At 29.1% G+C, this 10,766-nt stretch carries 11 protein-coding genes, 1 tRNA gene and 2 pseudogenes; 8 read left to right on the top strand and 6 right to left on the bottom strand.

The features are described 5' to 3' along the window. Nucleotides 1-29: 29 nt before the first annotated feature. Both dccS and dccR read right to left on the bottom strand, forming a co-directional pair. Complete coding sequence (gene dccS, locus AJ884_RS08625) at nucleotides 30-1,220, bottom strand: two-component system sensor histidine kinase DccS (protein ID WP_070286633.1); 1,191 nt, start codon at nucleotides 1,218-1,220, stop codon at nucleotides 30-32. Continuing rightward, nucleotides 1,213-1,878: a two-component system response regulator DccR gene (dccR, locus tag AJ884_RS08630; protein ID WP_070276679.1), complete on the bottom strand. Its 666-nt coding sequence runs from the start codon at nucleotides 1,876-1,878 to the stop codon at nucleotides 1,213-1,215. Before dccR ends, dccS begins: the two co-directional genes overlap by 8 nt. A gap of 148 nt (nucleotides 1,879-2,026) precedes the next feature. Between dccR and AJ884_RS08635 the strand changes: the two genes are divergently transcribed. From AJ884_RS08635 to AJ884_RS10320, 3 genes and pseudogenes are all read left to right on the top strand, one after another. After that, complete coding sequence (locus tag AJ884_RS08635) at nucleotides 2,027-2,626, top strand: bacteriohemerythrin (protein ID WP_002870843.1); 600 nt, start codon at nucleotides 2,027-2,029, stop codon at nucleotides 2,624-2,626. 10 nt (nucleotides 2,627-2,636) lie between these two features. Beyond that, nucleotides 2,637-2,876: pseudogene (locus AJ884_RS10210) on the top strand (ribbon-helix-helix domain-containing protein); the annotation flags it as partial. Nucleotides 2,877-2,921: 45 nt separating this feature from the next. Beyond that, a pseudogene (locus AJ884_RS10320) lies at nucleotides 2,922-3,008 on the top strand (CopG family transcriptional regulator); the annotation flags it as partial. 87 nt (nucleotides 3,009-3,095) lie between these two features. Here the strand turns inward: AJ884_RS10320 and AJ884_RS08645 are convergent. The 4 genes from AJ884_RS08645 to htrA all read right to left on the bottom strand — a co-directional run bounded on the left by AJ884_RS08645 (nucleotide 3,096) and on the right by htrA (nucleotide 6,674). Continuing rightward, a tRNA-Asn gene (locus AJ884_RS08645) sits at nucleotides 3,096-3,170 on the bottom strand. A 91-nt stretch (nucleotides 3,171-3,261) separates the two neighbouring features. Further along, nucleotides 3,262-4,509, bottom strand: coding sequence for an ArsS family sensor histidine kinase (locus tag AJ884_RS08650; RefSeq protein WP_044779058.1), 1,248 nt, complete (start codon nucleotides 4,507-4,509; stop codon nucleotides 3,262-3,264). Then, nucleotides 4,506-5,180: a response regulator transcription factor gene (locus AJ884_RS08655; RefSeq protein ID WP_002777451.1), complete on the bottom strand. Its 675-nt coding sequence runs from the start codon at nucleotides 5,178-5,180 to the stop codon at nucleotides 4,506-4,508. The genes AJ884_RS08650 and AJ884_RS08655 overlap by 4 nt, the downstream gene beginning before the upstream one ends. Before the next feature lie 75 nt (nucleotides 5,181-5,255). Continuing rightward, nucleotides 5,256-6,674, bottom strand: coding sequence for a serine protease HtrA (gene htrA / locus AJ884_RS08660; RefSeq protein WP_044779057.1), 1,419 nt, complete (start codon nucleotides 6,672-6,674; stop codon nucleotides 5,256-5,258). Between the two features lie 199 nt (nucleotides 6,675-6,873). Between htrA and AJ884_RS08665 the strand changes: the two genes are divergently transcribed. The 5 genes from AJ884_RS08665 to AJ884_RS08685 are packed head-to-tail and all read left to right on the top strand — an operon-like array spanning nucleotide 6,874 to nucleotide 10,748. Continuing rightward, a complete protein-coding gene (locus tag AJ884_RS08665; RefSeq protein ID WP_044779056.1) occupies nucleotides 6,874-7,767 on the top strand; it encodes a DnaJ family protein in 894 nt (297 codons plus the stop codon). A 15-nt stretch (nucleotides 7,768-7,782) separates the two neighbouring features. After that, nucleotides 7,783-8,157 carry a heat shock transcriptional regulator HspR gene (hspR, locus tag AJ884_RS08670; RefSeq protein WP_002861924.1) on the top strand — a complete coding sequence of 125 codons (375 nt, stop codon included), beginning with the start codon at nucleotides 7,783-7,785 and terminating at the stop codon, nucleotides 8,155-8,157. A gap of 6 nt (nucleotides 8,158-8,163) precedes the next feature. Beyond that, nucleotides 8,164-9,789 carry a cation:proton antiporter gene (locus AJ884_RS08675; RefSeq protein ID WP_044779055.1) on the top strand — a complete coding sequence of 542 codons (1,626 nt, stop codon included), beginning with the start codon at nucleotides 8,164-8,166 and terminating at the stop codon, nucleotides 9,787-9,789. Between the two features lie 9 nt (nucleotides 9,790-9,798). Continuing rightward, nucleotides 9,799-10,131: a hypothetical protein gene (locus AJ884_RS08680; protein WP_070286634.1), complete on the top strand. Its 333-nt coding sequence runs from the start codon at nucleotides 9,799-9,801 to the stop codon at nucleotides 10,129-10,131. After that, nucleotides 10,128-10,748, top strand: a complete 621-nt coding sequence (locus AJ884_RS08685; protein WP_044779052.1) for an HAD family hydrolase — start codon at nucleotides 10,128-10,130, stop codon at nucleotides 10,746-10,748. The genes AJ884_RS08680 and AJ884_RS08685 overlap by 4 nt, the downstream gene beginning before the upstream one ends. The last annotated feature ends 18 nt before the right edge of the window (nucleotides 10,749-10,766 follow it).

Below are 10,766 nucleotides of genomic sequence, written 5' to 3' on the forward strand. Positions count from 1 at the left end.
CTCTAATCAGCAAGAAAAATTCTTGCTGATTACCAATTTAATTTAAAAACACTCCCTTGATTTTCTACAGATTCGCAAATAATCTTAATATCATTATCATCACAAACTTTTTTTACCAAAGAAAGCCCTATACCAAATCCTCCTTGATCGGTATTAAATCTTGTATATCTATCAAAAATTTGATTTAAATTTGACTTTGAAATTCCACAACCTGTATCCGCAATACTTAAAAAATTGGCTTTCAAAATTATAGAAATTACTCCACCTTTTTTATTGTATTTAATAGCATTGCTTATAAGATTATCAATCAATTTAGAAATTTGATTTTTAGAGGCAAAAATATTTGCTTGATTTAAATCAAGCTTTAGTGTAATTTTTTTTTGCTCAAAAAATACTTTAAAATATTCCAATCTTTCTTCAAGTAGCATTCTTAAATCAAATTTTTGTTTTTCTGTTTCTAAGGTATTAGGAAAATTATAAAAAACAAGATCAGAATACACTTGAGACAAACTTTTTGCAGCAAGCTTAATCCTTGTAAATTTAGCATTATCTCCTAAATTTTGATGATCAAGTTGTTCTATACTCATCAAAATAATACTTAATGGGGTATTGAGTTCATGAGTTGAATCTTTAATAAAACGATTTAGTGTGCTGATTTTATCCTCTAAAGGCTTTAGAGCAATTTTTACTAGAATATAAGATATTAAGCCCAATATGAAAAAAGCCATAATAGCAAAACCAAAAACTTTCGTTCTAATCCAAAAAAGATCTTTACCAACATCTTCACCCTGTATTAAAATTTGCAAACCATCGTTAGTATTTACTTCTTCATTGCTAGCATGTCTTAAAAAATAATGATCTGCACTCATAGGAGCAAGAAAAAAAACCTTATTATCACAAATACCTCTACCTTTAAGCTCTATCTTTGCCTTTCTTAAATCAAAATCTATATTACTAAAAACAATCTTTTTAGTATCAAATATAGCAAATTTTAATGCTGTGCTTTGAGCAATATTTTTTGCACTTATATCTATAGGGGTAAAACGAGAATTTAAGATGCTTATAACAATATTTCTATGATTTTCTCTCAAAGTGGCACCCTTTAAAACAACTAATTCTTCATATAATTTTTGATACCATAATGCAAAAAAAATAGTTAAAAAAATACCTGTAGTTGTTAGATAGATTAATAAAATTTGCCTAATGACTTTTTTAGCCATAGCAATATCCCCTGCCTCTTTGATTTATAATTTTTTCTTTTCCTAAAATTTTACGTAAATTTTTCACATAAGCCCTTAAACTTAGCTCACTAGGCTCCTCATCATAATCCCAGAGTTCTTCAAAAATTCTCTCTGTGCTTAAAAAGTTGTTTTTATTTTTAAGTAATAAAGACAAAAGCTTAATTTCTTTACTCGGTAAAGTCAAGGCTTTATTATTATAGTAAAGAATTTGTGTAGTAAATTCAAATCTAAATCCATCCCCTAAATCTTCAAAATCTTCATTTTTATGTGAAAAAGCTCTTTTAAGCAAAGCTTTAACCCTAATAGATAGCTCAGCAAGTTCAAAAGGTTTTTTTATATAATCGTCACAACCTGCATCAAAACCTTGTTTTAAATCGTTTGTTGTGTTTAAAGAAGTCATGAAAATTGCTGGGGTTTGCTTTCCGCTTTTTCTTAATTCTTTAAGCAATGAAAATCCATCTCCTAAAGGAACTTTTACATCTAAAATCCAAAGATCAAAATATCTTTCATAAGCTATATCTAAAGCTTCTTGCGCATTATTGCATAAAAATACTTCATATCCTTCATCATTTAAAAACTCTTCAATGATCTCACTCAAACTCAAATCATCTTCTAAAAGTAAAATTTTAACAGCCATAATTTAAATCTTTCTAACTTCAAATCTCTTAAAATATATATCATTGTATCAAAATTCTTATCAATTATTTAATAAAATTTCATTTTTATTTAATTTATTTTTATCTATAATCCTTTTATATAAATAAATTTTTCCTTAAGGAGTTAAAATGCTTCCAAAATGGGATAATAGCTATAGTGTGCACAATGCTAAAATTGACGAGCAACATAAAAAGCTTTTTGAACTTGCTGCAAAAGTTGAAGTTGTATCAGATAGATCTGTAAGTAAAAATGAAGTCAAAGAACTTTTGGCTGAATTTTTTAATTATATGAAAGATCACTTTAATGATGAAGAAAAATACATGCAGCTAATAGGCTATCCAAATTTAGAAGAACATCGAAAAATACATAAAGAAATCATCCAAACCATGATTAATTTAATCAAAGATATCAAATCAACCAATGATCTTAAAGAAAAACTTTATATAGTGGCTAAAAAGTGGCTTTTAGAACACATACTATACGAAGACATGAAAGTTGAAAAATGGAGAAGTTCTTCTTTGTCTACAGATGATGGCAGTGATATTAGCTTTGAAGCAGCAGAAGATGAAGATAATGAGCATCCACAATTTTATCTTTATACCTGTAATTGTCCTGGTAAAATTCACGATGTTCCTTATAATATTCATCAAAAAATAGAACTACAAGGTCACAAATTTACCTGCAAAACTTGTAAGCAAATTATAAAATTTTACAAAAAACATTCTTAAGGAGGATAAAATGAAACACAATGTAAAAACTTATTCTTTTAGAATGCCTTTAGAGCTTAAGGAGCGTTTGGATAATTTAAGTAAAAATCTTTCTAAGCCAAAATCAGCTATAGTAAAAGAAGCTATAGAAGCTTATCTTAATGAAGTTGAAGATTTTTCTTTTGCTGTTAATGCCCTAGAAGAACTTAAAGATGGGGATTATCAAAAGGCAAGTAAAAAAATAGATAAAATTGTCAAAAATCTTCAAGAAGATTCTAATGATAACGAACTTGGTGATTTTGATTTTGCTATTGAAGCTTTAGAAGAACTTAAAGATGGGGATTATCAAAAGGCAAGTAAAAAAATAGATAAAATTGTCAAAAATCTTAAACAAACAAAATAAAAACTTTATCACAATTTTTTGTGATAAAGACTTATTAATTTTTTATGTTAAAATACATTTACGAATATTAAAAATGGAGTTAAAAAGTGGCTCCGGATGTAGGATTCGAACCTACGACCAATCGGTTAACAGCCGACTACTCTACCGCTGAGCTAATCCGGAATATTTAAAAGTAAAATGTAATTATAGTGAAATTAAAAAACTTTGTCAAGGGTTTTTACACAAAAATGCATTTTTTATACAAAAAATTAATTTACTCCTTAACAATAACACTTTTTAAATTTCTAAAATAAAACAAATTTACCCCATCTTCATATAAATAATCAAGCTTCATTCCATGTGTTTCTAAAATAGTATTTACAATATAAAGCCCTAATCCAAAACTTGATTTTTGTTTTGATCCTTGAGTAAAAGCTTGAGTATAATATTCTAAAGTATTGTTAAGCTCAGGACCACGATTTTTAAAACAAATATAATCGTCTATAATATCAATTTGCACAAACCCATCTTCAGAATGTTTAATACCATTATCTATCATATTTTTAATCGCTGTAGTAAAAAGTTTAAAATCCACATTTACAAAAAAACTTTCTTCCATAAAAATACGTATATTGCTATCATCTCGCATTGCAATTTCTTTGGCTTCATCTAAAACATCTAAAATATTGTATTTTTTTCTATTTATAAAAGCAGCCCCTGAAGTAATTTGCTCAATAGCAGCGAATTCATTAATTAAAATTTCAAGTCTAGTAAAAACCCCATTTAAGCGCTCTTTATATTTATTATCTTCTATCATTTCTAACGTTAAGAGCCCTTTAGTAATAGGAGTTTTGAGTTCATGCATAATATTTCTTAAAAAAAACTGACGAGATTGGTTTAGCTTTCGAATTTGAACAATGGCTTGATAAAAAGCTTCACTTACTTGTGAAATTTCATCCACCCCAGTGCTTACATCTTCTATATCACTAAGCTTTCCTTGGGCAAATTTATCAATTTGTTTTTTAAGTCTTTTGAGTGGTTTTAATTTTTTAAATATATAAATATAAAGCAATACAAGAATACAAATCATAGCTACAGCTATAGCTTTGATAATAAAATACCTATAGGTTTGATAATCTTGATCTTTATAAAGATAAACCTTTCCATCATAAATAATATTTAAATACACCTGTCTATTATAAGAAATAATCTCGATTAAGCCATTATTAACCTCAACCCTAGCTAAAACATCACCTCTAAAAAGAATTTTACGGATCTGCTTTGCTTCTGTTATCTCATCCATTTTATTATAATTTTTTGTCTGCTCTTCAAATTCTTTTTCGCTGATAACTCCTGCAAAATTTAAGAGTCTTGCATTAGCTATTAAAGAATATTTTGTATTTAATTCTCTAGTATAATTTTGCTGATCGTATTCTATAAGCCACAAAAAGCCTAGTATAACACTAACCCCAGCAAAAATAAAAATAAAAGTTATAGTATAAAAAATCGAAGATTTATTCATTGAGTAAGCTTATAACCTATTCCACGTATAGAGTGAATATATTTTGGAGTTTTTGGATCATCTCCCATCTTTTGACGAATTCTACTAATAATAACGTCTATACTTTTATTGCTAGAATCCTCACTAATAGAAGAACAATTATAAACAAGCTCTTCACGACTTACCACTCCACCCTCTTTTTTAATCAAATAGCTTAAAATATCAAATTCAGCATTAGTTAAAGTAAGCTCTTGTCCTTTCATGGTAATAATATGCTTATATTGATCATAAACAAGATCTTTTACACTTTTTGCTATGGCGCTTTTTGTATTTGAAATACGTCTTAAATGACTTTTAATACGTGCTTGTAATTCTTTTGGATTATAAGGTTTTGGTAGGTAATCATCTGCTCCAAGCTCTAAAGCATTAACCTTATCTGTAATATCATGTCTTGCACTTGAAATAATAATAGGCGTATCATACTTTTTACGAATTTCTTCACACACTTCAAGCCCATCAAGCCCTGGCAAAGAAAGGTCTAAAATGATAAGCTGATACTCTTTTAATGCGAGCTTAGAAAGACCTATATAAGGCTCATGAGCTATATCAACTTTCATATCAAATTTTTCCAAATATTCAGCTGTAATTTCTGCTAATTCTAAATCGTCTTCTATCATAAGAATATTTGTCATAGTTTTCCTTTATTTTAAACTTAATTTTAATTTTAAACTAAAATTTATAACGAAAGGAAAATCCTTCCTTTATTTTTATTTAAGCACAAGCAAAGTCGCAAAACCATTGCGGTATACCCAAACTTTAGTAAATTCTTTTTTACTAACTTGTTTTAAGGCTTGTTCTAAATCTTTTAAATTTTTAATTTCACTTTGTCCAACACCTATGATAATATCACCCTCTTGGAAACCAGAATTTTTTCCTTTGCTCTTTTCTTTAACACTATCAACCAAAACACCATTAACATCTTTTGGAATTTGCAAACGATCCTTAAGTCTTGGATCTAAATTTCTCAAACTCAAACCATCAATCAAATCGCTTTGTACGCCTTTAGGATTTTCTTTTTCACCTTTAAGAGTAAAACTTGCTTGCTTATTTTCTCCATCTCTTTCGTAACTTAATGAAATTTTTTGACCAATCTCTAAAGTTCCTATATAATTTTTAAGATCAATAGGACTTTTTATAACCTTATCATTAACTTTAGTAACTAAATCTCCACGCTTAAGCCCTGCTTCATCAGCACTTGAACCTTTTTGAACATCAGTAATTAAAGCTCCTTCTTGATTTTTGTAAGCTTTTTTAGTATCACCTTGCAAAGCTGAAATAGTCACACCTAAAAATCCTCTATCAATCTTGCCTTTTTCAATAAGTTTTTTAGCTATATCTTTAACCATATTTGAAGGTATAGCAAAACCTATGCCGTTGTTTCCACCTCCGCGAGAAAGAATAGCTGAATTAATACCTACTAAATATCCACGACTATCCACCAAAGCTCCACCTGAATTTCCTGGATTGATAGAAGCATCTGTTTGTATAAAATTTTCATATTGATTTAAACCTATATTGTCTTTATTTAAAGCAGATATTATCCCACTTGTAACACTAAAACCGACTCCAAAAGGATTTCCAAGTGCAAAAACAACATCTCCTTCCATTAAATCATCAGAATTTGTGAAAGTAATAGCTGAAAGATTATTAGCCTCTATTTTTATAACAGCCAAATCTGTTTTTGGATCTTTACCTATAAGTTTTGCTTTATATTCTGTATCACTTCCTGGTAAATTTACTGTAATCGTATCAGCATCATCTACAACGTGATTATTTGTTACTATATAGCCATCTTTTGAAATAATCACCCCTGATCCCAAAGAACTCACTACTTCTTTATCATTTTTTCCTTTTCTTTGAGGAAAATCAAAATCAAAAAATTGTTTAAAATAAGGATCATTAAAAAAATCATCCAAAGGACTTGGACGATTCGCTCTTGTAATAGTTTTTGAGGTAGAAATATTAACCACTGATTTTTTTGCATCTTTAATAGAATCATGATAAGAAAGCACTACATTTCCAGCAGCAGGATTTACACGATTAGCCGTTGTAGTTGATTCGTTAAAATTAATACTTGCGGCAAATAAAGCACTCGCTAAACTTAATGATAAAAAAATCTTTTTCATTTCATTTCCTTTTGTTCTTAAAGATAAATTATCTCGTAAAATATTTTACTGTCTTCATAGTATAAAACTGAAAATTTACAAAATTGTAAATAAAACCTTGAGTGATAAAAATTTATAAAACTTGATTGACTTAGGCTAAAGTTTATGTTATAATTTAATCCTTTATATAATCAAGTAAAAATTTTTAAGGAAATATAACATGAATAGTTTATACGAAACTCTTGGAGTTAGCAAAAACGCTAGTGCAGATGAAATAAAAAAAGCTTACCGTCGCCTAGCTAGAAAATACCATCCTGATATCAACAAAGAAAAAGGTGCGGAAGAAAAATTTAAAGAAATTAATGCTGCTTATGAAATTTTAAGTGACGAAAAAAAACGAGCTCAGTATGACCAATACGGCGATTCTATGTTTGGTGGACAAAGTTTTCATGATTTTTCAAGAAATACTGGTGGGGTAAATTTAGACGATATTTTAAAAGATCTCTTTGGAGGAGGCTTTGGTGGACGCTCAAGAGGGGGTTTTAACGGCTTTTCTTCAAAAGGCTTTAACAGTGGTTTTGGAGGATTTGGAGGTTTTGAAGAAGAAAATTTAGACAGCAATCTAGAGCTTCACATTCCTTTTGAAAAAGCTGTTAAAGGCGGGGAGCATAGTTTTAATTTTCAAGGCGAAACCATTAAATTTAAAATTCCACACGGTATAAAAGAAGGCGAGAAACTAAGAATTCGCTCTAAAGGAAAACAAAGCAGAAATGGAACTAGAGGCGATTTAATCATTATTGTAAAAATAGAAGAAAGTCCTATTTACACAAGAGAAGACGATGATTTATATCAAAAAGTTGATATTTCTTTAAAAACTGCACTTTTTGGTGGAAAAATAAATATAAAAACACTCAAAGAAGGCAAGGAAGAAGCGACAATTAACATAACGCCTAATTCAAAAAATAACCAAAAAATTCGTTTAAAAGGTTATGGAGTGCAAAATAGAAAAAGTGATATTTATGGGGATATGTATTTGATTTTAAATGTTGTTTTGCCAAATTTAGATACTCTTGATGAAAAATTTATAGAACTCTTAAAAGAAAAATTACCTTAAAGAAAGGAATAAAATATGGAACACCATTATGATGAACCTGTATATTTAATCAGTGTTGTGGCTAAAGTTTTAAGCATACATCCACAAACCTTAAGGCAATACGAAAGAGAAGGATTGATAGAACCAAGTAGAACCGATGGCAAAATAAGACTTTATTCTCAAAGAGATATTGACCGTATTAAACTTATATTGCGTTTAACAAGAGACATGGGAATCAATCTTGCTGGGGTAGATGTTATCTTAAAATTGAAAAACCAACTTCACGAATTTGAAAATTTAATTGATGAACTACGCTTAGAATTAAGTAAACAACAAGATAAAGAAGCGGCTAGCAAAGCCGTTGTCAAGCATAAAAATAGCTTTGATTTGATTTTTTATGAGAAAAAATAAAAAATAATGGATAATTTTTTAGAAATTTTTTTAATCACCGTTGCTATAGCTATAGTTTTAAATGTCATATTTAAAAAATTTGAAATTCCAACTATCATTGGATATATAGCTGCTGGAGAAATCATTTCTGAAATTTATCATTTAAGCGGCAAAGGCGAAATCACCCATATAGCCGAATTTGGTATAGTGTTTTTAATGTTTACCATAGGGCTTGAATTTTCTTTTAAGCATTTAATGGCGATGAAACAAGAAGTTTTTTTAAACGGCTCTTTGCAGATACTTACTTGTGGCTTTGTTTTTATGCTACTTGCTATAGGAATTTTAGGACTTGGAGATAAAAGCGCTACCATAGTAGGCTTTACACTAGCACTTTCTTCAACCGCAGTGGTGCTTAAAATTTTAAATGATAATGGCGATATAAATGAGCAATATGGCAGAAAAGCATTGGGAATTTTGCTTTTTCAAGATATAGCTGTTATTCCTTTGCTTTTGCTTGTAGATATTTTTTCATCCAACAATCAAAACATAGAAAAACTCCTTTTTACCACTTTAATTTCAGCACTTATTTTAATCACTTTATTATTTTTCATAGGTAAATATCTAGTGGATAGAATTTTTAGACTCATTATCCACACTTCTTCTCAAGAAATTTTTATTAGTACTGTTTTATTTATGGTTATTGGAGCAAGTTTTTTAGCAAATTATTTTGGATTTTCTTATTCTTTGGGTGCTTTTATAGCAGGTGCTTTGATAGCAGAAACAAAATATAAACACAAAATAGAAGCGGACTTGATCCCATTTAGAGATTTGCTTTTAGGGCTTTTTTTCATAACTGTAGGCATGCAAATTCAACTTGATGTAGTGGCACAAAATTGGTTTTTAATCATAGTTTTAACCCTTCTTGTAATGGCTTTAAAATTTGGCATAGTTTTTGGCTTTTTATTTCTTTACACCAAAAAAAGAGTAGCGCTTAAAACAGCTTTTGCCATAGCGCAAATTGGCGAATTCGCCCTAGCAATTTTTTCTCTTTTGCAAGCAAAAAACATGCTTGATATCAAAACTTCACAAATTTTAATTGTTGTTTCTATTTTAACCATGATTATCACGCCTTTTATTTTAAACAATATAAGAAAAATTACCAATGTTGTAGAAGATATAGCACTTAATACCAACGCTGTGCAAAATATTGACAGCAATATCAAGCTTAAAAATCATCTTGTTGTTTTTGGCTATGGACGCTTAGGACAAGAAGTCGTACAAAAAATCAAAAACACAGGCGTACCTTATCTTGTTTTAGAAAGTGATTTAAATTTAGTAGAACTTGGAGTTAGTCGGGGTGAAAATGTCGTTTTTGCCAATGCTGCTCAAGAAGAAACCTTAAAAATTGCCAATATAGAAGAATGTGCAGTAGCTATTATCACAGTTACAAATGAAGCTAAACTTGAAATTTTATGTCAAGTGCTAGCTAATTATCCAAAACCTATAGATACTATCATTCATGTAAATGGAACTTTGAAAAAGATGCTTTTTTCAAGCATAGATGAAAATATACGCATCATTCGCTCTGAAAAAGTAATCGCTAGAAATTTAGTTCAAGAAGCGCTAGAATGTCGCATTCATAAAAATACCTAAGGAAGAATTTTGACAAAAAATGAAGAAAAAGCCTTACGTGTAAAATACCTAAGAAATCTTGAAAAATTTTTCAATGGCGCCATATCTGCGCTTAAAAAAGAAGATTTTGATAAAATTAAATTTCAAGAAAGAATGTTAAAAAATGCTAAATTTTTTGAAAAAAATCTCGCAGTAAATCTTAACTCAACCTATGCAAAAAATCTTGAATTTTTTGTCAATGCTTGTTTAGATTTTTCCAAAGAAAAAAGTGAACTTTTAAATCTTGCCAATGCTTTAGATAAGCAAAAAAAACAAGGTGAGAAAAAAGAAAAACATAAAAATTATTTAAAGGATTATGAATGATTAATGTATTTTTTGATATGGATGGAACTTTAATCGATAGTGCAAATGCCATTTCTTGTGCAGTTAATGAAATAAGGCAGGATTTAAACCTAGCCCCACTTTCAAGAGAAATCATTATGCAAACCATCAATACTCCCAATATTGACTGGGCAAAAGAACTTTATAATATAGAAAATTTCCATCATTCTAGTTTTAAAGAAGGCTATGAAAAATATTTTGTCAAACACTATGAACAAAGCGTGGTGCTTTTTGAAGGAGTGAAAGAACTTTTAGAATTTTTAAAAAGCAAAAATTGTTTTTTAGCTATTGCTACTAACGCCCCTCAAAGCTCACTTTCAAGTATACTTAAAAAACACGATATCATTCCTTATTTTGATAAAATTTTAGGCATAAGTTTAGGCATAGAACCCAAACCTCATCCTATGATGCTAGAGCTTTTAAAAAGCGAGGCTCCACATAAAACAAGCGTTTTTATAGGAGATAGTCAAAAAGATAAAGAATGTGCTAAAAATGCCAATTTGCCTTATTTTCATGCCAAATGGTATCAAAAAGATTTAAAAGAAAATGAATTTAGCAACGCTAGTGAACTTAAAGGCTTTTTGCAAAAGTATTTATAAGTTTTTTAATGAAATTTT

Source organism: Campylobacter sp. BCW_6463 (assembly GCF_001762785.1).
GTDB lineage: Bacteria > Campylobacterota > Campylobacteria > Campylobacterales > Campylobacteraceae > Campylobacter_D > Campylobacter_D jejuni.

Coding starts and splice junctions, on each gene's coding strand:
- dccS (WP_070286633.1), bottom strand. CDS start 1,220: ATGGCTAAAAAAGTCATTAGGCAAATTTTATTAATCTATCTAACAACT.
- dccR (WP_070276679.1), bottom strand. CDS start 1,878: ATGGCTGTTAAAATTTTACTTTTAGAAGATGATTTGAGTTTGAGTGAG.
- AJ884_RS08635 (WP_002870843.1), top strand. CDS start 2,027: ATGCTTCCAAAATGGGATAATAGCTATAGTGTGCACAATGCTAAAATT.
- AJ884_RS08650 (WP_044779058.1), bottom strand. CDS start 4,509: ATGAATAAATCTTCGATTTTTTATACTATAACTTTTATTTTTATTTTT.
- AJ884_RS08655 (WP_002777451.1), bottom strand. CDS start 5,180: ATGACAAATATTCTTATGATAGAAGACGATTTAGAATTAGCAGAAATT.
- htrA (WP_044779057.1), bottom strand. CDS start 6,674: ATGAAAAAGATTTTTTTATCATTAAGTTTAGCGAGTGCTTTATTTGCC.
- AJ884_RS08665 (WP_044779056.1), top strand. CDS start 6,874: ATGAATAGTTTATACGAAACTCTTGGAGTTAGCAAAAACGCTAGTGCA.
- hspR (WP_002861924.1), top strand. CDS start 7,783: ATGGAACACCATTATGATGAACCTGTATATTTAATCAGTGTTGTGGCT.
- AJ884_RS08675 (WP_044779055.1), top strand. CDS start 8,164: ATGGATAATTTTTTAGAAATTTTTTTAATCACCGTTGCTATAGCTATA.
- AJ884_RS08685 (WP_044779052.1), top strand. CDS start 10,128: ATGATTAATGTATTTTTTGATATGGATGGAACTTTAATCGATAGTGCA.